Origin of the sequence: Bacillus sp. es.036 (assembly GCF_002563635.1) — a bacterium.
Classification (GTDB): domain Bacteria; phylum Bacillota; class Bacilli; order Bacillales; family Guptibacillaceae; genus Guptibacillus.
Genome location: NZ_PDIZ01000001.1, coordinates 2,219,682 through 2,243,602 on the forward strand (window position 1 = coordinate 2,219,682; position 23,921 = coordinate 2,243,602).

Genomic DNA, 23,921 nt, shown 5'->3' on the forward strand with positions numbered 1-23,921 from the left:
TGTCTAATTTGAATAAGATTGAGAAAGTTCCCTCTGTCTCCTCAATCAAAAAAGCTACTGGCAAATGCCAGTAGCTTTGGATTAAACAAGCTTTGAGAAAGCCGCTTCTGCAGCAGCAATTGTTTCATCGATGTCGTGCTCAGTATGAGCTGTTGAAAGAAACATTCCTTCAAATTGAGATGGGGGTAGTGAAATTCCTTGTGCAAGCATTTCTTTAAAATAGTTAGTAAAGTGTACAAGGTTAGAAGAAGATGCTGTTTCAAAATTAATAACATCCTCGTTCGTAAAGAAGAAACCAACCATCGACCCTGCACGATTAACGGTATGAGGGATATTGTATTTTGCTGCCGCTTTTGAAAGCCCTTCTCCAAGTCGCTCTGCTTTACGTTCGAAATCCTGGTAGCTTTCTGGTGTGAGTTGCGAAAGTGTTTCATATCCTGCTGTCATCGCAAGTGGATTTCCACTAAGTGTACCCGCTTGATAGATCGGACCACTTGGAGCAATTTGCTCCATGATTTCCTTTTTACCACCATAGGCACCAACCGGTAAGCCTCCACCAATTACTTTCCCAAGACAAGTTAAATCAGGCGTAACATTATAGTACCCTTGCGCACAATTGTAACCTACGCGGAAGCCAGTCATAACTTCATCAAAAATAAGAAGCGTTCCATTATCCTCTGTGATCTTACGAATTTCTTCAAGGTATCCCTGCTGAGGTGGCACAACACCCATGTTTCCCGCTACAGGCTCGATGATAACGCCAGCGATATCATCTCCGAACTCCTGGAAAGCATAACGAAGGCTTTCGAGATCATTATATGGTACTGTAATGGTGTTTTTAGCAATTCCTTCAGGTACCCCTGGACTATCCGGAAGGCCTAGCGTCGCGACGCCAGACCCAGCTTTAATTAGCAAGGAGTCACCGTGACCATGATAGCATCCTTCAAACTTAAGTATTTTATTGCGACCTGTGTAACCTCTAGCTAAACGCAACGCACTCATCGTAGCTTCCGTTCCCGAGTTTACCATACGTACGATCTCAATTGATGGCACTCGTTCAATCACAAGCTCAGCAAGTTTTGTTTCATACTTACTAGGTGCTCCAAAACTCGTACCAAGCTCCGTTACCTCTTTAAGCCGATCAACAACCTGCTCATCAGCATGGCCAAGAATGAGCGGACCATAGGAAAGTACATAGTCGATGTATTCGTTTTGATCAATGTCATAAATTTTAGAGCCTTTTCCTTTTTCCATAAAAATCGGATCCATACCAACTGACTTAAAAGCTCTTACTGGACTGTTCACGCCACCTGGCATTACTTTAGATGCTTCCTTAAATGCTTCTTTGGAACGTTCATAATTACCCATATAATAGTCCCTCTCTTTCAATTCTATTTATTTAGCCAGCGAGCAGCGTCTTTCGCAAAGTAAGTAATGATTAAGTCTGCGCCTGCACGCTTCATACTTGTTAATTTCTCAAGAACTACTTCTTCTTCATTCAGCCACCCATTTTGACTTGCGGCTTTTATCATGGAATATTCCCCGCTGACGTTATAGGCAACCATTGGAAGTGGGAAGCGGTCTTTTAGTTCGCGAATGATATCAAGATAAGAAAGGGCCGGTTTTACCATTAAAAAATCAGCACCTTCTTCAATGTCGCTTTCTGCTTCTCGAATGGCTTCGAGTCGATTAGCTGGATCCATTTGATACGTTTTGCGATCACCAAACTGTGGTGTACTATGAGCAGCATCACGAAATGGACCATAAAAGGCGGATGAGAATTTCACAGCATAGCTCATAATAGGAACATCAACAAAACCTGCTTCATCAAGTCCATGACGAATGGCCGCTACGAAACCATCCATCATGTTCGATGGCGCAATCATATCAGCTCCTGCTTTAGCTTGAGAAATCGCTGTTTTTGTAAGCAGTTCAAGTGATTCATCATTTTGTACGTAACCATTCTCGATAACACCACAGTGCCCGTGATCTGTATATTGACACAAGCATGTATCTGCAATAACAGTTAACTCAGGAAACTCATCTTTAATTTGCGCAATTGCTTTTTGGACAATTCCCGTATCACAGTAAGCCTCTGAACCAACGGCATCTTTATGGTTTGGAACACCAAATATCATAACGGATTTAATACCAAGATCAACGACTTCACGTACCTCTTCATTCAAACGGTCTAGTGAATAGTGATAAACACCTGGCATAGAAGGAATTTCTCTTTTCACATTTTCTTCTTCAACTGCAAAAATCGGATAGATAAAATCCTCTTTATGTAAATACGTTTCTCTTACGAGGGATCTCATTGATTCAGAACGTCTTAATCGACGGTGACGATGAAAGTTTGCTTTTTCCATTATCATTTCCTCCTATTTATTAAAAAAACGCTCAAGGCTTTCAAGCATTCCTTCAATGGTATATTGGTCAGGCATGACTTGCGGTACGATCCCGTACGATCGCAGCGTCTTCTCAGTAATCGGGCCAATTACTACTATTGTGATCCCTTTAAGCAGATCTTTCAAATTGTCCGCTCCGAGAAGTTGAGCAAAATGATGGACTGTTGACGATGAAGTGAACGTAATCACATCACACGCCTGATTTTTCACTACGTCTATTAACGCTGCCTTGGATTCAAAAGGAATGACTGTGTCATAAATAGGTAGGTCAGTAACGTCGTACCCTAATTCACTTAATTGCCCCGGTAATACCGCTCGACCAAGATTTCCCCTTGGTAGCAGTATTTTCTCATTGGGCTCAGCTTGCTTTGCTAGAGCGGCAACTAGTCCTTCCGCCACAAAATCATTTGGCATAAGATCAATTTGAATTCCGTAACGCTTAAGGGCTTTTGCTGTTTTGCTTCCAACCGCGCCAACTTTTATACCCTTTGGAATATTCGCCTGCTTTAAGAAAAAACGTACGCCATTGGCACTCGTAAATAAAAGCCAACTATATTCGCTTAATTCAATCGAATTTAACAATTGATTTCGGGGTTGGAACGAAATAAGAGGGATTTCAATCGAAATCCCCTCTCTTTCTTCAATTAATTTCGTAAATGTTCCTGCCTGCTCCCTAGCTCTCGTGACCATTACACGCTTTCCTGAGAGCGGAGAACTCATTGATCTAATTCCTCTTTCACACGATCAAGGATGTCTTTAGCACCCTGTTCCTTCATTCGATTCGCAAGCGTATTTCCTACTTGAATAGGATCACTACCAATTTCCATCTCTTTAATAATAATAGATCCATCCGGTTCTCCAACAAGGCCCGTAACCGTAACTTTGTCACCATTAAGCGTCGCATGACCAGCAATCGGAACCTGACAACCTCCTTCAAGTGTATGAAGGAAAGCGCGTTCTGCTAATACAGTCCTCGTTGTTTCTTTATCGCTGAATTTCTCAAGAATCGCTTTTAACTCATCATCGCTCTCTCGACACTCGATGGAGAGTGCTCCCTGCCCTACAGCGGGAACGCACAAGTCAGGATCAAGGTACTCTGTGACAATTTCTTTTGACCAACCCATGCGATGTAGACCTGCAGCGGCTAGCACAATCGCATCGTAATCTTCATCGGTTAATTTACGGATACGTGTGTCAATATTTCCGCGAATCCACTTAATTTCAACATCAGGTCGTATCGCTTTTAACTGTGCCCCGCGTCTTAGGCTACTTGTACCAATAACAGCACCCTCAGGCAGTTCTCTAAATGGTTTTTTTGATTCAGAGATAATCACGTCTCGATGATCTTCACGTTCTGGGATACAACCAATCATGAGACCCTCCGGAAGAACTGAAGGCATATCTTTCATACTATGAACAGCCATATCGATATCACCGTTTAACATCGCGTCTTCAATTTCCTTCACAAACAACCCTTTTCCTCCAACCTTGGAAAGGGTGACATCCAAGATTTTGTCACCACGAGTGACGATCTCTTTTATTTCAAAATCTACGCCGGGGTTTAACTCCTTTAACTTACTGATCACCCACTTCGTTTGAGTAATCGCTAATTTACTTCTTCTTGAGCCTACGATAATTTTACGCATGGTTACTCCTCCAACCTGTTCTCCCTTATACATACCAGAAATGAAATTCTGACAATGTTCCAGAAAGGAAGACATTAATTAATACAATAAGAAACGCAGCAACGTTCCATAACGCAAGGGAACGCCCTTCCATCTCTCTAGCCACTTTTTGATATAAGTAGGTACTATAAGCGCCTAGTACAAAAAATGAAATAATTACTTTAGCATCGAACAGGCTAAATTGGTCTACCTTTAAAATAGCCCAAACAATTCCTAATATAAGACTTAGTAATAGCAGTGGAACACCGAGAACGCTACATAAATAGGACAGCTTCTCAAGCTGGGATAGATCGCCAAATCTTCTTAATCGTTTATTCCATTTTTTCCTCTTCAGCATCTGGTAAAGAATCAAATACATGATTGAAAAAATAAACGAAAGCGAAAATGCCCCATATGATAAAAAAGCCATTGTAATGTGAATAATCGACAGCTCAGACATCAGTTGTTCCGTGAGCAGACTTGAAGCCTGCTCTCTAGTAGCAAATAAATTGATAGCCATAATGCTGAAACCGAGTACATTTGCAAAAAACACAAAAAAGTCGACTCGAAAAAACCAGTTAATCAAGAGCGATAGCGAAACAATCACCCATGCATAAAAAAATAACCCCTCAAAAGGTGTTAAAATCGGGAAACCGCCAATTTCAATAATCTGCGTTACAAGAAACGCACTTTGCAGCACCCAGACAATAGAAAGCAACCAGAAAGCAAACTGATTCACTTTCCGGCTGTTTTGCAAGAAATCAATAAAATAACCCAGTACACTAAGGGCATAAAGCAAAATAGTTATATCATAAAGCCAGCTGGCGTTGGTCACAAATCATGTCTCCTCTCCTAGGAGCGCAACTGCGATGCCTGTAATAAAGGGGAGTAGTCAACGGATTCATGCTGTCTTTTTTCTTCGTTTTCTTTCACTCGCTGCTTATGAAGTTCTCTCTCAATTTCTTCTTCAATCGCAAAGATTTTCGTGAAGATCTCAAGCGACTCCTCTGCATTTGGCTCTGCAGCCATCTCCTTCACACGAACAATGGGATCACGTAGCAGCTGGTTCACTATACTTTTCGTATGTTTACTTAATACTTTTCGTTCTCGATCCGTTAAGTTAGGCAATTTACGTTCAATACTATTCATTGTTTCTGCTTGAATCGCAAGTGCCTTCGTACGTAAAGCTGTAATCATCGGTACAACGCCGAGTGTATTAAGCCACTCTCTAAATTGAACAAGATCTTCTTCAATCATTAGCTCAATTTTCTCTGCTTCTTTCTTACGTTCTGCAATATTTGTTTCAACAATTCCTTCTAGATCGTCAATATCGTACAAGAAAACGGAGTCCATATTATTAAGGGATGGATCTAGATCTCTCGGAACAGCAATATCAACCATAAACAATGGACGACCTCTGCGCTTTTTGAGAAGCGGTCTTACATTTTGCTCGGTTAAAACATAGTTTGTAGACCCAGTTGAACTGATTAGAATGTCTGCATCAGCAAGCGCAGTTTCTACTTCATCCATAGAACGAGCCTGTCCTTTAAAACGAGAAGCAAGCTCTGTTGCTTTCTCAAGCGTACGATTCACGACGGTTACTTGGTCTACGCCGTTACTTTGCAAGTTCTTAGCAGTAAGCTCACCCATTTTGCCTGCGCCAAGAATGACAACGTGTTTATTTTGGAGCCCACCAAAAATCTTCTTCGCTAACTCGACTGCAGCATAGCTGACCGAAACGGCGTTTTCTCCAATTTCGGTTTCCGAATGGGACCGTTTAGCAAGAGTAATCGCCTGCTTGAAGAGCTGATTAAAAATAGTTCCTGTTGTCTCTGAGTGCTGAGCAAGCAAGAAAGCATCACGAACTTGTCCAAGTATTTGCGTTTCCCCGATAACAAGAGAGTCAAGTCCAGATGCTACACGATAAAGGTGTTCTGTCGCCGCATCGTTTTCGCGAATTACTAGATATGGTGAAAATTCTTCTTTCTCAATTCCGAACCATTCAGATAGAAAAGCTTTTGAATAATATCTCCCTGTATGAAGCTGATCAGCAACAACATATAACTCTGTACGGTTACAAGTTGATAAGATCACAGCTTCTAGAATACTTTTAGAGTGACGCAACTTATCTAATGCTTCAGGCAAATCATTCTCCTGAAAGGAAAGTTTCTCTCGTATTTCCACAGGGGCTGTTTTGTGGTTCAACCCTACGACCAGGATGTGCATCGTTCCACCCCCAAAAAATTGTTAACCAAACCTAATCTTTTGCTATCATCTATCACTATTATAACATGTGACAAATTGCACAGAGTTATGAAATGTGAACAGACTATGAAAGCAATTATGATATGATGAATAAAGAATTATCTCTGCATATTATTAGTAATCATACAACTATTAATGTACCAGAAAATCAAATGTATAGCAAAACTTGCGTATCTCTTTCAACTAGGAGGATTTTCATTGAAACGTCAAAGTATTTTTCCGGGTGTTTTATTTATTGGAATCGGACTTTATTATTTATTTCAAACGCTAAACCTTCCCTTTTCAGATCATCTCATGAATTGGCAAGTTATTTTAATTGTGATAGGTCTCGCCATGATCATTCAAGGTACTATTGCAAAAGAAGGGAATATGCTTTTTCCGGGGATTTTGCTCCTTGGGCTTGGTGTACATTTCTATTTTGTCACTAAAATCGCCGTTTGGCCTGATAGCTGGGGAATGTATACACTGATCCTAAGTGCAGCTTATCTAGTTACTTACTATAAAACAAAAAAAACCGGTCTCGTTCCTGGGTTACTTTTACTTGCCCTTTCCATTATTGAACTTCTTTATTCTGGCTTGGAACTCTGGCTTAACTCCACTTTTTCCTTTGTTGGAAAGTTTTGGCCACTCGGACTAATTCTTATTGGAATTTATCTTGTAACGAAAAAAAAGTAAGGGGCCAGCGCCCCTTACTTTTTTTATTCCAAAATTCATGTTATAAAATAGAACTTAAAAAGTCCTGCGTTCTCTGTTCCTTAGGTTCACTAAACAACTCACTTGGGTGGCCTTTCTCTACAACTTTTCCATCGTGCATGTAGACGACCCAATCTCCTACCTCTCGAGCAAAACCCATCTCATGCGTGACGACAACCATTGTCATACCCTCTTTTGCTAGTTCTTTCATCGTAGATAGAACTTCTCCCACTAATTCAGGATCCAGCGCTGATGTCGGCTCATCAAACAGCATAATATCAGGCTTCATGGCAAGCGCTCGCGCAATAGCAACTCGCTGCTTCTGACCGCCGGAAAGTTTATTAGGATAGACATTGGCTTTATCTCCAAGACCTACTTTTGCAAGAAGTTCCTTTCCCTCTTTCTCCGCTTCGGCCCGCTTTATTTTTTTTACCATTAACGGAGCTTCAATAACATTTTCTAAAACCGATTTATGAGGAAAAAGGTTAAAATGTTGAAAAACCATGCCGACGCGCTGTCTGACTTTATTTAAATCGTTTTTTTGAGGGTCAATCGTTTCGCCTTCAATAATAACGTTTCCGCTATTTTTGATCTCAAGAAAATTCATGCACCGAAGCAGCGTACTCTTACCAGAGCCACTGGCGCCTATAAGCACAACAACGTCGCTTTCATTTACTTCAAGATCAATATCTTTTAGGACGTGAAGATCTCCAAATGATTTGTTCAATTTCTCTACTCGAATCATTTCCGCTTTTTCTACCATCGACAGCACCTCTCTCGTTCTTAATCACTAGCAGATAATCGTTTTTCAAGGAGATTAACAAGAAGCGTGAAGATTAAAACAAGGACGAGATAGTATACAGCCACTATAAGTAAATACGTCATCTCATCAAACGTTCTTGCCCCCTGTGTAGTTGCAACGCTAAACAATTCCGGAAGGGCTATAAATGCTGCTAGCGAGGAATCTTTCAATCCAATGATAAATTGGTTACCAAGGGGTGGTAACGCTCTTCTAAAAGCCTGTGGAAGAATAATACGTCGCATCGCAAGGGTATGACTCATCCCAAGAGAGCGACCTGCCTCCATCTGACCTTTGTCGATTGATTGAATGGAACCACGAAAAATCTCTGCAATATAAGCCCCGTTATGTAGGGCAAGTCCAATTGAGGCAGCCCAAAACTTTGGGATATTGAACTCGGTTAAACCAAAATAGAAGATAAAAATTTGAACTATTAGCGGTGTACCTCGAATAACAGCAATGTACACATTTGCAATCCAATTTAAAATCTTTGATTGTGAAATTTTAAATAAAGCAAAAAACAGGCCAATAAAAACAGCTATTAAAACAGATACGAATGTAACCCGAATCGTAAGCCAGAGTCCTTCAAAGAATACCGGATAGCTCTCTAATAGCGTTTCAAAAAAATGAGCAAAAGTTGGCAAGTGCGATCAGCTCCTTAGAATTCAGTAACATTACAGGTAAAAAAGGAATGCGCGCACCGCACACATTCCTCAATCTTACTCACTTTCAGGATTCTGGGTGATATCGACTCCGATGTATTCCTCGCTAAGTTTTGTTAACGTTCCGTCTTCTTTTAACTCTTCTAGAGCTTTGTTAACTGCTTCAAGAAGATTTGAGTTTTCTTTCTTAATCGCAACAGCTTGTTCACTTGTTCCTAACTGCTCTACTTTCTCAATATTAAAACCTTCTTCCATTGCCTGTTTGCCTGTAATATCATCTGTTATAACCGCATCGTGTTTTCCTTCACTTAGGGCGCGCAACGCAGTTTGGTCACTATCATAATTGGAAATTTTATCAGTGTACTCTTGAGCTGATTTCTCATAAGTTGAACCTTTTGAGACAGCTACTTCTTTACCTTCAAGGTCTTCTACACTCTGAATATCACTACCAGGTTGAACATAAAGAACAGGTCCTGAATAATAGTAGGGCTCACTAAAATTCACGGCTTCCTTACGTTCATCAGTAATCGTGTGACTAGCAACCGCTGCGTCATAACGACCAGATTGAATTGCAGATACCATCCCGCTAAATTTAAATTTTTCAACGGCGGGTTCGAGATCAAGTTTTTCCGCAATAGCTTTACCTACCGCAACGTCAAATCCGTCAAGATCACCATTTGCATCTACTGTACTAAATGGAGGAAATTCCCCTGATACAACATAACTAAATTTGCCATCATCCGTTAATTCCAATCCGTCCTCTCCTTCAGAACTAGAGGTTCCACTACTTTCTTCATTTCCTCCGCACGCTGTTAAAACAAGTAAAAACATTACCATAAGAGCCGTGAGAAAACTCCATTTTCTTTTCATCATCACATGTCCCCCTTATACGACTTTTCTTTTATGCAGTTAGGATTATGTAAACTGCGTTATTCTTATAATACCAATATTTAGACATTTCTTTCAATTCTGACTCATAGTCTTTACACCCCCTATTCCAGCCTAAGCTTTGATAGCACGCAAAGAGCCTGTACATCCTTCTTTTTCCTCTACTTTATTCCCATTCCCTTTCCAACCCATTTAAAAACATTCTTTTCTTAATAATCTGAAATTAAAACCAATAGAAAAACCCGGTCCTTTGACCGGGTTTGAAATCTATAAATAAGATTTTATTGCATTCCAGACATCTTCTTTTCCTTGTCCAGTATGAGAAGAAAATGTAACGAGTCGATCCGTTGGTTCAATTTTTAATGTCTGACTCACAACTTTTAAATGTTTTTGCCATTTCCCTTTAGGGATTTTATCCGATTTTGTCGCTACGACAATCACCGGAATTTCATAGTGCTTTAACCAATCGTACATTACCACGTCGTCATTTGATGGGGCATGGCGTAAATCTACGATTTGGATGACTGCTTTTAACTGATCGCGATCAGTTAAATAGGTTTCGATCATTTTCCCCCAGGCATCTCTTTCTTTCTTAGATACCTTAGCGAATCCGTAACCGGGAACATCAACAAAATGCAATCGTTCATTAATAAGATAAAAATTAAGCGTCTGGGTTTTACCAGGTCTTTGAGAAGTTCTAGCAAGGTTCTTACGATTAATCAGTGTATTAATGAGCGAAGATTTCCCCACGTTTGATCGTCCGGCTAAGCCGATCTCGGGCAAGCCTTCTACTGGGTACTGCTCTGGTTTAACAGCACTGATAATAAAATCTGATTTTGTTACTTTCATTTGTTCTCCCCCACGAGTGCGGTTTTTAACACTTCGTCCAGATGTGACACTGGAAGGAATGTTAAATCTTTGCGAATGCTTTCTGGAATATCATCCAGATCTTTCTCATTTTCTTTTGGCATAATAATTGTTGTTAATCCAGCACGATGAGCACTAAGCGACTTTTCCTTAAGTCCACCAATCGGAAGAACTCGTCCTCGAAGCGTAATTTCTCCCGTCATTCCTACGTCTCTTCGAACTGCCTTACCCGTTAACGCAGATACAAGAGCTGTAGCGATTGTAATACCTGCAGAAGGACCATCTTTAGGCGTAGCTCCTTCTGGAACATGGATGTGAATATCGTTCGTTTCATGGAATGTTGGATCAATCGATAGCTCTTCGGATTTCGAGCGAATGTAGCTGAACGCAGCTTGTGCTGATTCCTTCATCACATCCCCTAGCTTGCCTGTTAAGATCAATTTGCCTTTTCCTGGCGAGAGAGATACTTCAATTGCTAGCGTATCTCCTCCTGCTGTTGTATAAGCGAGCCCTGTCGCTGTACCAACTTGATCTTCTTTCTCAGCTTCACCATAACGGAATTTCGGATGACCTAGCAACTCTTCCAGCATTGTTTCAGTAACAATAACTCGTTTTTTCTTCCCTGATACAATTATTTTTGTTGCTTTCCGGCAAACCGTTGCAATTTGACGTTCTAGGTTACGCACCCCGGCTTCTCGTGTATAATGACGAACAAGCTTATAAAGACTCTCTTCTCTAATTTGGAGATTCCCTTTTTTCAACCCATGTTCTTCAAGCTGCCTAGGAACAAGGTAATTTTTAGCAATGTTCACTTTCTCAATTTCCGTATATCCTGCAATTTGAATCACTTCCATTCGATCAAGAAGTGGCTCAGGAATCGTTGAAAGGTTATTTGCAGTTGTCACAAACATCACTTTTGAAAGGTCATACGGTTCTTCGATATAGTGGTCACTAAACGTATTATTTTGCTGCGGATCCAATACTTCCAATAATGCTGAAGATGGATCACCACGGAAATCATTCGACATTTTGTCGATTTCATCCAACAGGAAGACCGGATTGACAGTACCCGCTTTTTTCATTCCACGGATAATACGACCAGGCATCGCACCAACGTAAGTTCTACGATGTCCACGAATTTCTGCTTCATCACGTACACCACCGAGAGAAATTCGAACAAACTCACGGCCAATTGATCGTGCAACCGATCTTGCAAGTGACGTTTTCCCAACTCCTGGTGGTCCAACAAGACAAAGAATCGGTCCTTTTAAAGACTTTGTAAGCTGTTGAACGGCAAGGTATTCGAGCACTCTTTCTTTCACTTTCTCGAGGCCATAATGGTCCTCATCGAGAATTTTTTCGGCATGATTAATGTCAAGGTTATCTGTTGTCTCATTGGACCAGGGCACTTGTATTAACCAATCGATGTAATTCCGAATGACAGAACTTTCGGCGGAGCTTTGTGGAATTTTTTCATAACGATCTAGCTCTTTATACGCCATTTCCTGAACGTTTTCAGGCATATTGGCTTCCTCGATCTTTTCCTTTAAAGTAGCGATTTCACCAGTTTTGCCTTCTTTTTCACCAAGCTCTTTTTGAATAGCCTTCATTTGTTCACGAAGATAGTACTCTTTTTGCGTTTTCTCCATTGAGCGCTTTACTCGTTGGCCAATTTTCTTTTCAAGATCAATAACATCTTTTTCATTTTGAAGAATTTCAATCAACTTATTCAATCGTTCATGTGAACTATACGTTTCGAGAATTTCTTGTTTTTGCCGAATCTTTAAAGAGAGGTGAGAAGCAATAATATCAGCTAATCGCCCCGGCTGTTCAATATCACTCACTGAAGCAAATGTTTCTGCCGTCACTTTTTTTGAAACTTTAATGTATTGTTCGAACAAATCAAGCACTGTTCGCATTAATGCTTCCTCTTCTACATTCACATCAGCACTTTCATCAATTTGCTCGATCTCAACTTCGTAAAATTCTTCAGTATCTTTAAATTCAATAATCTTACCTCGCTGAAGTCCTTCAACGAGTACGCGAATTGTACCATTTGGTAATTTTAACATTTGCTTTACAGTAGCAAGTGTTCCAATCTCATAAATATCCTTTACTTCAGGTGTTTCAATCTCTACCTCTTTTTGGGTAGATAGAAAAATCTTTTGATCATCCATCATGACCTTTTCAAGTGCTTGAACCGATTTATCCCGGCCTACATCGAGATGAAGAACCATTGAGGGATAAACAAGCAATCCTCTTAAAGGTAGCAATGGTAATGTTTTATGTTCATTTTTCAATCATGGCACCTCCAGACAACAAACTATAAAAACGTTATAAAAATTCGTTTTGATCCGAGCTTATACTATTGATAAGTTGTACTTCATTGTATCCTAAGTTTCTTCTACTTGTCTAATCATCCCTGCTTAAACTCTAAAAAAACTTACATCCATTAGAAAACTCACTTTGTAAAAGTAGTAGCAAGTGCTTCCTAGAAATGAAAACCGTTTAGTCAATTCGATGTTCAACCGTTACATAGGAAACTGCATCAATCACTATTGCAAAAAGAAAAACCCCGCCCGTTAACTTCCTGGCTGGGATTTTCCAATAACAATGGAAGGGAATTCTTGGGGTTTTCCAGTTTCAAACGCTGCATCAAACACTTCCGAGAGATGTGTAACGGCTACAACTTTAATACCTTTAATTATTTGCAACATTTCTTCATCGTTTTCTTTCGGAATAAGCGCTAGTTCAGCTCCGGCATCACGCGCAGCCGTAACTTTTGCAAAAACACCGCCTACCGGCTTAACAAATCCATGAATACTAATTTCGCCCGTCATCGCAATTTTATTACTTACTGGAGTTCCTTTAATTGCTGAGTATATCCCTGTTGCAATGGCCACACCAGCTGATGGACCATCTACAGGCACTCCTCCAGGAAAATTAATATGTAACTGATAAGCGTCGACAGGAATGCCCATGGACTTTAATACAGTCATTACATTTTCTACGGAAGATTTGGCTAAACTTTTTCTTCGTATGGACTTTGATTGATTTCCGATGCTTTCTTCTTCTACTATTCCTGTAATGGTAACGGAACCTTCTTTATCTAATTTTCCTTTAACTGCCGTGACCTCAATCTCAAGTAACGCACCAGTATTAGGTCCATAAACCGCTAGCCCGTTCACGACACCTACTGCCGGATAAAGCGGTACTTTTCTTTCAGGTCGAGGCGAAAGCCGACTCGCATGGACGACCCATTCCATGTCGGTAGCCGTTATCCTATCACGGTTTTCTGTAATGGCTAGTCCAGCTGCTATTTGCATTAAATTAACTGCTTCGCGCCCATTCCTTGCATATCGACTTACTCGTTCAATTCCATCTTCATCAAGAGTTAAATTTAGCTTTTTGGCTGCTCTGGTTGCAATTCGTGCGATTTCATCCTGGCTTAACTCACGAAAATATACTTCCATACATCTTGAACGAATAGCAGGAGGAATGTCGTCAGGTGTTCTTGTTGTAGCTCCGATCATCCTAAAATCTGCCGGTAGTCCGTTTTGAAAGATATCGTGTATGTGATTCGGTATTGTTGTGTTTTCTTCATTATAATAAGCACTCTCAAGATACACTTTACGATCCTCAAGCACCTTCAATAACTTATTCATTTGGATCGAATGAAGCTCTCCTATTTCGTCAATAAAAAGAATACCGCCATGAGCATTCGTAACTGCTCCTTGCTTTGGCTGAGGGATACCCGCTTGTCCCATTGCTCCAGCACCTTGGTATATAGGATCATGAACAGAACCGATTAATGGATCCGCTATCCCTCTCTCATCAAACCTCGCCGTCGTTGCATCCAACTCTACAAAGACAGCAGACTGTTTAAAAGGCGTTCCCCGATTACGTTTCGCTTCTTCCAATACAAGTCTTGCTGCTGCCGTCTTTCCTACTCCAGGGGGGCCATAAATGATAACGTGCTGTGGGTTTGGCCCGCAGATCGCCGCCCTTAACGTACGAATTCCTTCTTCCTGACCAACGATTTCTGAAAAGCCTGTAGGGCGAATACGCTCTGATAACGGTTCGCTTAAAGAAATGCTTCTCAATCGACGTAAATGCTCCATTTCTTTTCGTGATTCTTTATCTATAGAAACCTTTTGAGTTCGCTGATTCCGAAGTAAATTCCAGAAATACAATCCTATGACAATCCCAAAAAACAATTGTATCGCTAGTGCTATCCCTGTCCAATTCATACTCCTACCTCCTGATGATTGATCAATAGCACTAGTATCTCCTCAGCATTGGTTCCATAAACCGGAAATCAACAAAATGACTAGCCGAAAGTTAGCATCCAATCCACTAAGTGTAAGACCGAGAAGGATATAGTGTTAGTTAGAGAGGAGCTATACATACAAAAAACCAACCACACTTCAGTGGTTGGTTTTTAGATTAAGCACTTTCTTTTGGCGATTTCTTGTCTTCATCGATGACTGAACCATCTTCAAGGATTAATTTAGGTGTCGTTTTTTCGCTTACTGTAGAAGCGGATAATACGCACTTTTTAATTTCATCACGTGAAGGAAGATCATACATGACATCAAGCATGATGCCCTCAATAATGGAACGAAGTCCACGCGCACCTGTTTTACGTTCAATTGCCTGTTTCGCAATTTCAACAAGTGCATCATCTTCGAATTCAAGTTCAACATCATCAAGTTCAAGAAGCTTTTGATATTGTTTAACAAGCGCATTCTTAGGTTTAGTAAGAATTTCAACAAGTGCTTCTTCATCAAGCGGCTCAAGGCTTCCAATAACAGGAAGGCGACCGATAAATTCAGGAATAAGTCCAAAGCGAAGTAAATCTTCTGGAAGAACTTTACCTAGATATTCACCCGGTTTAAGATCTTCTTGTTTCGCTTCACCACTAAATCCGATAATCTTCTTACCTAGACGACGCTTGATAATTTGCTCAATTCCGTCAAATGCCCCACCACAAATAAAGAGTATATTTGTTGTATCAATTTGAATAAATTCTTGATGCGGATGTTTTCGGCCACCCTGTGGAGGTACGCTAGCTGTTGTACCTTCAAGAATTTTAAGAAGTGCCTGTTGAACACCTTCACCAGAGACATCACGTGTGATCGACGGATTTTCCGACTTACGAGCTACCTTATCAATTTCATCGATGTAGATAATTCCTTTTTCGGCCTTCTCCACATCGTAATCCGCAGCTTGGATTAGCTTAAGAAGAATGTTCTCAACATCCTCACCAACATAACCAGCTTCTGTTAACGACGTAGCGTCTGCAATAGCAAAAGGTACGTTTAGAATTCTAGCAAGCGTTTGTGCAAGTAGTGTTTTACCACTACCGGTTGGTCCGATAAGAGCAATGTTACTTTTCGCCAACTCTACATCATCAGGTTTCGAAGATGCATTGATTCGCTTATAGTGATTGTAAACAGCTACTGATAATGACTTTTTAGCCTTCTCTTGTCCAATGACATAGTCATCAAGAATCTGGCAAATTTCATGAGGTTTCGGTACTTCTTTGAAATCCACCTCTTCTTCAGTTCCAAGCTCTTCTTCAACGATTTCAGTGCAAAGTTCAATACACTCATCACAGATATAGACACCTGGTCCTGCAACTAACTTACGGACTTGATCCTGTGTTTTACCACAGAAAGAACACTTAAGTTGTCCTTTTTCATCGTTAAATTTAAACATGAATTCACCCCTAACCTTTGATCTCGATGAAACCCGAGTAGGTCTATCTGGAAAAGGAACTCCGTCTGTTCATTTGAACTCCGATTACAAAAAGCAATCATAACGGTTATCCACCACTGGTTTCTCATCCTATTTATGTACTGAAATTGTATCATATAACACAAAAGGATACGAAGTAAAACGACTCTTTATAGCTTATTATGTATCGAGTGATTGTCTTACTACTATGTTTAGCAACTTCGTGTCATTTCATTACTACTTCTTTTTGTAAAAACAAGGCGCAATTAAGCGCCTTGTTCAAAATAAGCCAGTCTATTAGCTTGAATTATGCTTTTTTACTGTTATCTACAAGAACATCAATTGCTTTACGAATGCGTAGGTCACCTTTAAGTGCATCAGTGCCACCTTGCATCGTTAACATGGAACGAATTTGTTCTTCTTCCATGTTGTACATTGCAGCCATCTTAGAAAGTTCTTCGTTTACTTCTTCTTCAGAAACTTCCACGTTTTCAGCATCTGCAATCGCTTCAAGCGTTAAGTTTGTGCGTACGCGCTTTTCAGCGTCTTCTTGCATTTGTTCGCGAAGTGCTTTCTCATCTTGTCCAGAGAACTGGTAGTACATTTCAAGGTTCATACCTTGTTGCTGTAGACGCTGCTCAAATTCTTGAAGCATACGATCTACTTCTGCATCTACCATTGCAGATGGAAGATCAATTTCACTGTTTTCAGCAGCTTTTTCAATCAACGAGTCTTTCTTTTGAACGTCAGCATCTTCTGCTTTTTGTTTTTCAAGATTTTCTTTCGTTGTTTTCTTAAGCTCATCAAGCGTTTCAACTTCTTCATTTACGTCTTTAGCGAACTCATCATCAAGCTCTGGAAGCTCCTTACGCTTGATGTCATGAATCTTCACTTTAAAAGTAGCTTCTTGTCCAGCAAGATTTTCAGCATGGTACTCTTCAGGGAAAGTTACTTTAACTTCCTTCTCAGCGCCAGCTTTCTCACCAATCAATTGCTCTTCAAAACCAGGGATGAAAGTGTTAGAGCCAACTTCTAATGAATAGTTATCGCCTTTTCCACCTTCAAATGGTTCTTCACCAAGGAAACCTTCGAAGTCGATTACAGCAGTATCGCCTTCTTTTAGCTCGCCATCTTCAACTACTACAAGTTCAGCTTGTTTTTCTTGAAGAGATTTAAGCTCTGCTTCTACTTCTTCATCTGTAACGTTTGTATCTTGTTCTTCAACTTCAAGACCTTTGTATTCGCCAAGTTTCACTTCAGGCTTAACGGTTACAGTTGCTTTAAAGATCAAGTTTTGACCTTTTTCCATTTGCTCAACGTCAACTTCAGGACGGTCAACTGGTTCGATACCAGATTCGTCAATTGCTTCTGAATAAGCTTTAGGAAGAATAATATCAAGAGCATCTTGATAAAGAGATTCTACACCAAAACGTTTTTCAAAAAGAGAACGTGGCATTTTTCCTTTACGGAATCCAGGAACGTTAACCTGTTTTACAACTTTTTTGAATGCTTCATCAAGCGCATTATTTACCTCAGCAGCGTCTACCTCAACAGTAAGGACGCCCTGGTTACCTTCAAGCTTTTCCCAATTTGCAGTCATTTACACATTACCTCCAACAATAAATATATTTCCACTAATCGAGCGTTTAAAAAAGATGACGCCTTTTGGAGTATAAAAGCGTCTACTGTCTTTTAAACGGTCTCTTTTACTAGTAAATATGGGTTTGCAACTATTGTATTATAACATAGAACAGCGAGTTTTCAACACATACGGCGTGAATGAAAACCGTTTAGCCATAGTACAGCTTAACGATAATGACGCGTTAGCGCAAGCAAAACCATTTCGTTTCCATGTATTACTATTCGAATGGCCGATAAAAGGGTTGATTCTCAATATTCATGATTCGATTCGCAGCCACTTCGAACTCGGAAGGCTTTACTTCGTAAAACATACGTAGTTCTTCATTTGTTACGTCTTCACCATTCATTTCAGATGCAACCTTATGGACAGCAGCAGCCCACACTGAACTATTTGGAGGCTCTGCTTCAAATGGAGAGATGGCAAATAAATAGTGCCACCAAATTTGCATGCACATTTCAAATAGTGCTGGATTTCCCTGCTCGACAACATCAGAGAGCTTGGATTTCACACTTAAGGAGAAATCTTGTAAAAAGATATCCTGTAATGTAGCTGGATTCACCTTGATCTCTCTTCCAAACTTATGTACGACCACTTCTTGATCCAATTCCTTTTCTCTCAATACTTGTAAAACAAGACTTTTAAGAAGAGGATCCTTGTTTGTTGCATTTAAATATGTAAGATATACGGGGAGAGACTTTTGTTCATCTACAGTGCTTAATTTTTGAATGGCTAACCACTGTTTTTCCGTCTTATCGCTCTCCAAATAATCAATGAGCTTGTCAACATCTTCCTCGTGACCAGCATCATAATCAGCCTCAGAATCAAGGTCATAATTCGTCATTTGTCTGCTAAAATGTAGCAACTGGTAGAGCGACTCCGCAATGTTAGACGGAAGTTGATTTTCTTGTAATACTGCTTCGATCATCGTAACTACTTTCTGATACTTTCCAAGCTGAACTAAAATTGATATGTATACTTGAAAAATGTCGTAATAGTCCCCGATCCCCTGCTGCATCATTGTTTCACAGCGTTCAGACGCTTCACTCAAATTGCCCATCTCCACCAGGCTTAAAACCATTCCAAAATGCCCCTGTGGATGTTCCGGCTCAATTTCAAGTAGCTGACTAAAATGTTCATGCGCTTTTGTTATTTCTTTAGCTTTTAGTGCTGCCATTCCTTTTTCGACAAGCTTACCTGCCACGTTTGGAAAATAAACTATTTTCCTTTCATCCTTTTCTTTATCCATGACGTAATCGCTCCACTCTCTTATATTCTCTATTAAAAGAGTTTACAGCAGGAAAGGCGCAGCTACGATTAGATATCAGTTTATCAGTATCCACCTGTAAACTCAAGCTGAAGCACGCTACCGGAATCTGAAATCCTTTTATCTGTTTATTCATGATTGCTGTAAAAGCTCATTAGCAACATCAGATATACAAAAAAAAGCCATTCTATCACAAAGGATAAATGCCTTTAAAGAAAACATATAATGGTGTCCCAGGCAGGATTCGAACCTGCGACCCACAGCTTAGAAGGCTGTTGCTCTATCCTGCTGAGCTACTGGGACATTGTTAGTATAAAACGATTCAGTTTCTAGCGACATGTATTAATATATCGGATTACATTAGTAAAGTCAATAGGAAACAATAGAAAAAAACACAGCATGCGCTGTGTTTTTTTCTATTATGAAAGAGTAAACGTTGAGGAAATTTCCTCAATCACTTTTCCATTTTCATCATGGTATGTGACTTCAATTGCATCACTCGTCCACTCCACAATAGCGTAAGTTTGAATAGCGGGTTTTCTCGGAAGTTTCACGCTGCCTGGATTAAGGAAAAGCGTACCTTCTTCGAATACTGTTAACACTTCATGCGAATGACCAAAGCAAACTAAATCTGCCTGGGCTTCTTTTGCTTTATAGTGCAATTTCATTAAGGTCATCTTTACATTATACAAGTGGCCGTGCGTAGCGAAAATAGTTTTATTTCCCACCGTTTGCACTAACTCATCTGGATAGCGGTCATCAAAGTCACAATTCCCTCTGACTCTTACATGGAACGGAAGCATCTCCTCTGCATCATAATCAAATTCAGAGTCTCCACAGTGGATCATACATTCCACTTCGTGCTTATGTCGTTCTACCAGATGGTGTAATTCTTCATTAGAGCTATGATTATCACTTACAACTAGTACTTTCACATCACGCCACCTCTTTTCATTAAAATAATTCCTTAAATACCTCTTCTAAACGATCGAGTGCTTGTCCCCTATGAGAAATCGCATTTTTCTCTTCAGGAGAAAGTTCAGCCATCGTTTTATCATAGGAAGGAACGTAGAAAATCGGGTCATATCCAAAACCATAGCTTCCAGAACGTTCAAACGTAATCATGCCACTGCACGTCCCCGAGAAAATTTCTGTGTTTTGACCCGGTATCGCTACTGCGAGGACACAATGAAAGGAGGCGTTTCGCTGTTCTTTAGGAACATCTTTCATTTCCATTAATACTTTATCAATGTTTGCCTCATCATCTTTTTCAGGTCCTGAATAACGAGCAGAATACACGCCTGGGTCTCCATCAAGCGCATCGATAACAAGCCCTGAGTCATCAGCAATAACAGGCTGGTTTGTTAGCTTCATGATTGCTTCCGCTTTTAACACTGCATTTTCAGCGAATGTACTGCCTGTTTCAGCTACATCCGGAGAGTTTTCAATGTCAAGTAAAGAAAGAACACTCAGCTCATCAGATTCAAACCTCCGCTTAAATTCTTTTACTTTGCCTTCATTTTGCGTCGCAATAAGCAGTTTACGCATCTGCTGCTGATGCCTCCTTTATCTTAGTCGCAAAGTCTCCGATTACTTCAGCTTGTGTGTTAATTAATTCTTCCACACCAGTTTTTCCAAGTGCAAGCATTTCATTAAGTTGGTTCATATTAAACGTTGCTTCTTCACCTGTACCCTGAAGTTCAACAAATTCTCCGCTTCCTGTCATAACAATATTCATGTCTACTTGAGCAGAAGCATCTTCTTTGTAGCATAAATCTAATAAAGCTGAACCATTACGGTCAATGCCAACAGAAGTAGCTGCAAGGAAGTTCGTTAATGGCATTTTCTTAATTTGCTTCCGATCCATTGCTTTTTCTACGGCAATTGCAAGAGCCACAAATGCTCCTGTAATGGAGGCTGTACGTGTTCCACCATCGGCTTGAATCACATCACAATCAATCCATATCGTGCGCTCACCAAGCGCTTCAAGATTTACCACGGTTCGCAGCGCCCTTCCGATTAACCGCTGAATTTCCATCGTACGACCAGCCACTTTCCCTTTACTTGATTCTCTTATATTTCTCTGCTCAGTCGCACGCGGTAACATGGCATATTCAGCAGCAATCCACCCTTTGCCCTGTCCACGCATAAATGGAGGAACTCGATCTTCAATTGAGGCAGAGCAAATTACTTTTGTCTCGCCTACTGTAATTAAAACTGAACCCTCTGGATGTTTTATATAATCTCTTTCAATATGTACTTCTCTTAACTCATTTTTTTGACGCCCGTCAACTCTCATACTCGTCCTCCTATTAGCAAATCTTCCCTTTTCTCATCAACGATCATGTAGTCATTTACCTCTCTTAATAAACATGAAAAGAGGCAGTATCCCTGCCTCTACATCCTATCATATTCTATTTTAAAAACCCACTTTGTTAACGTCCTCCGGTCTTGAAACCGGCTCAGATAGTGCGTTTCCAGCTTCATCAATCACTTCAGAATGGCCATCTACGGTTATTGCCACTTCTTTAATGTCTGCTTGTTCAGTTAACGATAAAACAAGACTATTTAACATATCTTGCTGGAGCACCATTTCTTCAGATCCTGTTAAAATCGCCTCATTGAAATCAAGTGTTAACAAACCATCCTCTTCATTAGCACCCAATAACTTAATATCTTTAGAAAACTGACTAAATAATCCAGATTGCACAGGTGGCCCTTCCATTAAACCTTTCAATACTCCCCTTACATCATCAGAAACGCCTTCCATCCGCTTCGTTACTGGTACATAATAGGAGTAGTCTTCATTTTGAGCCATGAAGTAGACTGTAATGTCTTCACTATTGGAAACATCCACAACATTGCCCATCTCATGATTTATACCATTTGCTCTGCTAACATTTTCTCCAATCGGCGTGCCATTAACGGGCATTTCTGTTTGATCATAACCGTTGATTTGAATCTTCACGTTCTCTACACCATCAAATTGGGTAAGAGTCCATGTAACTGCTTCAAGAATTTGCTTCTCATTTTCAGCAGCATAGTCTTTAAACTCATTTGAAAAATCGACTACTAACGTTTTATCCACCTGGTCAATTCCTTGAACAACCGTACCTGCAGGTAACACTGCTTTAAACCCGTTAGGTAGCATTTCGGTTACTGGACCGTCCACCACGAGATATTCAAGCGCCTGTTTTGCAGCGCTTTCCACTGCAGGGAGCTGAAAACTTTGAGGCACTACCATCCCATTTGCATCAAGTAGATAAAGCTGACGAGTCGTCATTTCAGTCACTTCTTCAGAAGGTTCTTCACCAGTTGCTTCTTCTACCTCTCCTTCCTTAGTTGCGCCAGTTTCATTATCCTCCATCTGCTCCCCTTCATTAACATAATCGACCTTTGGAGGATCAATTTCCTTAAGTGACTTTTCAAAACCAAATCCACAGCCAGATATCGTTAGTATACATGAAAGCAACAATAGCGCGAATCCAATCCCGCGTAAACGCATAGCTATCCCTCCCCGGATGGTTTGTACTACCATTTATACGAGTTATATTTCAATTTATACCTGACTGTTGATAATAAGTTGTGTATCCATTCTGAAAGGTAAAAGAATGAATGATTCGGATGTTCGTTATGAAGCTTAGTGATCAGTGATGTTTTATTAAAGAGCGTCATCCTAATTTTCTATAAAAAAACTCTAATCCAAAGTGGATTAGAGCTCAATACGTTTCACATTTTTCACAGGATATTCTAGCCAGTGGCTCGCAATCCTTGTAAAATTATCTATCGATCCAGTTGTTAGAAATGTATGGGAAGGTCGGTTATCACCAGTATATAGTAGCGAGCTATATTCTAAGATGCCACTTACTTCATAGGCAGTTTCATCACCTGAACAAATAATAGTCGTCTCTTCTCCCATCACTGATTGAATAACCGGTTCTAACAATGGATAATGAGTACACCCGAGAATCAATGTGTCAATCCCTTTATGAAGTAGGGGAGAAAGGGTATTACTAACAGTCTGGTAGGTTTCTTCACTGGATAGATTACCCGTTTCAACAAGTGGAACGAAAGGCGGGCATGCGAGGCTTTCCACCTTAACGTCGTCATCAATTGCTTTTAATGAATATTCATAGGCCCTACTTTTAATCGTGCCAGCTGTGCCGATAACCCCTATATACTTATTCGTTGTTTCTTTGATCGCACTTCTTGCTCCAGGATGAATTACGCCCCTTACTGGTATGTTGAGCTCATCCTGAATTTCTTTTAGAACGACTGCTGTAGCGGTATTGCATGCAATAATTAACATTTTAATTTGATATTTCTCAAGAAGATAATTTGTCATTTCCCACGTAAACTGCTTTACTTCAGGCGCAGACCTAGGTCCGTATGGACACCTTGCCGTATCGCCTAAATAAACAATCTCTTCCTTTGGTAATTGACGCATTATCTCTCGAGCTACCGTTAAACCGCCAACTCCAGAATCGATAACCCCAATTGGTTTTTTCAAAACATTTCGCCTCTCTACTTACCGGTCCTATTCGTTTTTTTTCATTTCGTCATAAAGCAAATGCAAACTTTCTTCCAATGCTTTGACTTGATCACCTGAAAATTTCCATGTAATCTTCTCCAAATAGACCTGTCTTTTATGAATAACTTTTTTGATAATGTCATTTCCCTTATCAAGTATATGAATTCGAACAACGCGACGATCATGTGGGTCTTTGACTCGTTTTACTAGATCCGTCTTCTCCATTCGATCGACTAGATCCGTCGTAGTACTACAAGCAAGGTACATCTTATTTGATAGCTCACCAATGGTTAAATCTCCATATTCAGAAAGCCATTGGAGTGCCAGGAATTGAGGAGGTGTAATGGAGAATTCACTTAAAAGCTCACGTCCATTTTGCTTAATGATACCAGCCACCATTCGAAGTGATTTCTCTATATCAACAATCGAAGCTGGTTCTCTCGTTAATTCTTCAGACATTCAGTCTCCCCCTTATTTTATCCTATAGTCTATTTTGATT

General features: G+C 40.2%; 22 protein-coding genes and 1 tRNA gene. 1 reads left to right on the top strand and 22 read right to left on the bottom strand.

The features are described 5' to 3' along the window. Positions 1 to 81: 81 nt before the first annotated feature. From hemL to hemA, 6 genes are read right to left on the bottom strand one after another with little or no spacing between them, the layout of a single operon-like run. Complete coding sequence (gene hemL, locus ATG70_RS11425; protein ID WP_098444424.1) at positions 82 to 1,368, bottom strand: glutamate-1-semialdehyde 2,1-aminomutase; 1,287 nt, start codon at positions 1,366 to 1,368, stop codon at positions 82 to 84. A 23-nt stretch (positions 1,369 to 1,391) separates the two neighbouring features. Continuing rightward, complete coding sequence (gene hemB / locus ATG70_RS11430; RefSeq protein WP_098444425.1) at positions 1,392 to 2,369, bottom strand: porphobilinogen synthase; 978 nt, start codon at positions 2,367 to 2,369, stop codon at positions 1,392 to 1,394. A gap of 12 nt (positions 2,370 to 2,381) precedes the next feature. Next, entirely contained in the window at positions 2,382 to 3,128 is a 747-nt protein-coding gene (locus ATG70_RS11435) for a uroporphyrinogen-III synthase (protein WP_098444426.1), read from the bottom strand. Then, positions 3,125 to 4,054, bottom strand: a complete 930-nt coding sequence (gene hemC, locus ATG70_RS11440) for a hydroxymethylbilane synthase (RefSeq protein WP_098444427.1) — start codon at positions 4,052 to 4,054, stop codon at positions 3,125 to 3,127. Before hemC ends, ATG70_RS11435 begins: the two co-directional genes overlap by 4 nt. Positions 4,055 to 4,079: 25 nt before the next feature. Next, a complete protein-coding gene (locus ATG70_RS11445; protein ID WP_098444428.1) occupies positions 4,080 to 4,907 on the bottom strand; it encodes a cytochrome C assembly family protein in 828 nt (275 codons plus the stop codon). A 17-nt stretch (positions 4,908 to 4,924) separates the two neighbouring features. Then, on the bottom strand, positions 4,925 to 6,298 hold the full coding sequence (hemA, locus tag ATG70_RS11450) for a glutamyl-tRNA reductase (RefSeq protein WP_098444429.1): 1,374 nt from the start codon (positions 6,296 to 6,298) through the stop codon (positions 4,925 to 4,927). Positions 6,299 to 6,535: 237 nt separating this feature from the next. Between hemA and ATG70_RS11455 the strand changes: the two genes are divergently transcribed. Next, positions 6,536 to 7,012 carry a LiaI-LiaF-like domain-containing protein gene (locus ATG70_RS11455; protein ID WP_098444430.1) on the top strand — a complete coding sequence of 159 codons (477 nt, stop codon included), beginning with the start codon at positions 6,536 to 6,538 and terminating at the stop codon, positions 7,010 to 7,012. A 40-nt stretch (positions 7,013 to 7,052) separates the two neighbouring features. Here the strand turns inward: ATG70_RS11455 and ATG70_RS11460 are convergent, their stop codons facing one another. The 16 genes from ATG70_RS11460 to ATG70_RS11535 all read right to left on the bottom strand — a co-directional run bounded on the left by ATG70_RS11460 (position 7,053) and on the right by ATG70_RS11535 (position 23,881). Then, positions 7,053 to 7,793 carry an amino acid ABC transporter ATP-binding protein gene (locus tag ATG70_RS11460; protein WP_098444431.1) on the bottom strand — a complete coding sequence of 247 codons (741 nt, stop codon included), beginning with the start codon at positions 7,791 to 7,793 and terminating at the stop codon, positions 7,053 to 7,055. A 20-nt stretch (positions 7,794 to 7,813) separates the two neighbouring features. Next, positions 7,814 to 8,473 carry an amino acid ABC transporter permease gene (locus ATG70_RS11465; protein ID WP_098444432.1) on the bottom strand — a complete coding sequence of 220 codons (660 nt, stop codon included), beginning with the start codon at positions 8,471 to 8,473 and terminating at the stop codon, positions 7,814 to 7,816. Positions 8,474 to 8,548: 75 nt separating this feature from the next. After that, positions 8,549 to 9,364: a transporter substrate-binding domain-containing protein gene (locus ATG70_RS11470; RefSeq protein ID WP_306472703.1), complete on the bottom strand. Its 816-nt coding sequence runs from the start codon at positions 9,362 to 9,364 to the stop codon at positions 8,549 to 8,551. Positions 9,365 to 9,646: 282 nt separating this feature from the next. Continuing rightward, positions 9,647 to 10,228 (bottom strand): ribosome biogenesis GTP-binding protein YihA/YsxC, encoded by a 582-nt coding sequence (yihA, locus tag ATG70_RS11475; protein WP_098444433.1) that lies wholly within the window; start codon positions 10,226 to 10,228, stop codon positions 9,647 to 9,649. Continuing rightward, on the bottom strand, positions 10,225 to 12,546 hold the full coding sequence (gene lon, locus ATG70_RS11480) for an endopeptidase La (protein WP_098444434.1): 2,322 nt from the start codon (positions 12,544 to 12,546) through the stop codon (positions 10,225 to 10,227). The genes yihA and lon overlap by 4 nt, the downstream gene beginning before the upstream one ends. 282 nt (positions 12,547 to 12,828) lie before the next feature. Further along, positions 12,829 to 14,496 (bottom strand): ATP-dependent protease LonB, encoded by a 1,668-nt coding sequence (lonB, locus tag ATG70_RS11485; RefSeq protein WP_098444435.1) that lies wholly within the window; start codon positions 14,494 to 14,496, stop codon positions 12,829 to 12,831. Positions 14,497 to 14,692: 196 nt separating this feature from the next. After that, on the bottom strand, positions 14,693 to 15,967 hold the full coding sequence (gene clpX, locus ATG70_RS11490) for an ATP-dependent protease ATP-binding subunit ClpX (RefSeq protein ID WP_098444436.1): 1,275 nt from the start codon (positions 15,965 to 15,967) through the stop codon (positions 14,693 to 14,695). Between the two features lie 325 nt (positions 15,968 to 16,292). Next, positions 16,293 to 17,585 (bottom strand): trigger factor, encoded by a 1,293-nt coding sequence (gene tig / locus ATG70_RS11495; protein ID WP_098444437.1) that lies wholly within the window; start codon positions 17,583 to 17,585, stop codon positions 16,293 to 16,295. A gap of 259 nt (positions 17,586 to 17,844) precedes the next feature. Continuing rightward, complete coding sequence (locus ATG70_RS11500; protein ID WP_098444438.1) at positions 17,845 to 18,873, bottom strand: tetratricopeptide repeat protein; 1,029 nt, start codon at positions 18,871 to 18,873, stop codon at positions 17,845 to 17,847. A gap of 244 nt (positions 18,874 to 19,117) precedes the next feature. Beyond that, a tRNA-Arg gene (locus tag ATG70_RS11505) sits at positions 19,118 to 19,194 on the bottom strand. 116 nt (positions 19,195 to 19,310) lie between these two features. Further along, positions 19,311 to 19,826, bottom strand: a complete 516-nt coding sequence (locus ATG70_RS11510; protein WP_098444439.1) for a metallophosphoesterase — start codon at positions 19,824 to 19,826, stop codon at positions 19,311 to 19,313. A 19-nt stretch (positions 19,827 to 19,845) separates the two neighbouring features. Further along, the gene (locus ATG70_RS11515) at positions 19,846 to 20,439 is read right to left on the bottom strand and encodes an XTP/dITP diphosphatase (RefSeq protein WP_098444440.1); all 594 of its coding nucleotides are present in this window, start codon (positions 20,437 to 20,439) and stop codon (positions 19,846 to 19,848) included. After that, positions 20,432 to 21,190: a ribonuclease PH gene (rph, locus tag ATG70_RS11520; RefSeq protein ID WP_098444441.1), complete on the bottom strand. Its 759-nt coding sequence runs from the start codon at positions 21,188 to 21,190 to the stop codon at positions 20,432 to 20,434. The genes ATG70_RS11515 and rph overlap by 8 nt, the downstream gene beginning before the upstream one ends. Positions 21,191 to 21,310: 120 nt before the next feature. Further along, positions 21,311 to 22,396 carry a GerMN domain-containing protein gene (locus ATG70_RS11525; protein WP_098444442.1) on the bottom strand — a complete coding sequence of 362 codons (1,086 nt, stop codon included), beginning with the start codon at positions 22,394 to 22,396 and terminating at the stop codon, positions 21,311 to 21,313. Between the two features lie 207 nt (positions 22,397 to 22,603). Continuing rightward, positions 22,604 to 23,401: a glutamate racemase gene (gene racE / locus ATG70_RS11530; protein ID WP_098444443.1), complete on the bottom strand. Its 798-nt coding sequence runs from the start codon at positions 23,399 to 23,401 to the stop codon at positions 22,604 to 22,606. A gap of 27 nt (positions 23,402 to 23,428) precedes the next feature. Next, complete coding sequence (locus ATG70_RS11535) at positions 23,429 to 23,881, bottom strand: MarR family winged helix-turn-helix transcriptional regulator (protein WP_098444444.1); 453 nt, start codon at positions 23,879 to 23,881, stop codon at positions 23,429 to 23,431. Positions 23,882 to 23,921: the final 40 nt, after the last annotated feature.

Coding starts and splice junctions, on each gene's coding strand:
- hemL (WP_098444424.1), bottom strand. CDS start 1,368: ATGGGTAATTATGAACGTTCCAAAGAAGCATTTAAGGAAGCATCTAAA.
- hemB (WP_098444425.1), bottom strand. CDS start 2,369: ATGGAAAAAGCAAACTTTCATCGTCACCGTCGATTAAGACGTTCTGAA.
- ATG70_RS11435 (WP_098444426.1), bottom strand. CDS start 3,128: ATGAGTTCTCCGCTCTCAGGAAAGCGTGTAATGGTCACGAGAGCTAGG.
- hemC (WP_098444427.1), bottom strand. CDS start 4,054: ATGCGTAAAATTATCGTAGGCTCAAGAAGAAGTAAATTAGCGATTACT.
- hemA (WP_098444429.1), bottom strand. CDS start 6,298: ATGCACATCCTGGTCGTAGGGTTGAACCACAAAACAGCCCCTGTGGAA.
- ATG70_RS11460 (WP_098444431.1), bottom strand. CDS start 7,793: ATGGTAGAAAAAGCGGAAATGATTCGAGTAGAGAAATTGAACAAATCA.
- ATG70_RS11470 (WP_306472703.1), bottom strand. CDS start 9,364: ATGATGAAAAGAAAATGGAGTTTTCTCACGGCTCTTATGGTAATGTTT.
- yihA (WP_098444433.1), bottom strand. CDS start 10,228: ATGAAAGTAACAAAATCAGATTTTATTATCAGTGCTGTTAAACCAGAG.
- lonB (WP_098444435.1), bottom strand. CDS start 14,496: ATGAATTGGACAGGGATAGCACTAGCGATACAATTGTTTTTTGGGATT.
- clpX (WP_098444436.1), bottom strand. CDS start 15,967: ATGTTTAAATTTAACGATGAAAAAGGACAACTTAAGTGTTCTTTCTGT.
- tig (WP_098444437.1), bottom strand. CDS start 17,585: ATGACTGCAAATTGGGAAAAGCTTGAAGGTAACCAGGGCGTCCTTACT.
- ATG70_RS11500 (WP_098444438.1), bottom strand. CDS start 18,873: ATGGATAAAGAAAAGGATGAAAGGAAAATAGTTTATTTTCCAAACGTG.
- ATG70_RS11515 (WP_098444440.1), bottom strand. CDS start 20,439: ATGCGTAAACTGCTTATTGCGACGCAAAATGAAGGCAAAGTAAAAGAA.
- rph (WP_098444441.1), bottom strand. CDS start 21,190: ATGAGAGTTGACGGGCGTCAAAAAAATGAGTTAAGAGAAGTACATATT.
- ATG70_RS11525 (WP_098444442.1), bottom strand. CDS start 22,396: ATGCGTTTACGCGGGATTGGATTCGCGCTATTGTTGCTTTCATGTATA.
- ATG70_RS11535 (WP_098444444.1), bottom strand. CDS start 23,881: ATGTCTGAAGAATTAACGAGAGAACCAGCTTCGATTGTTGATATAGAG.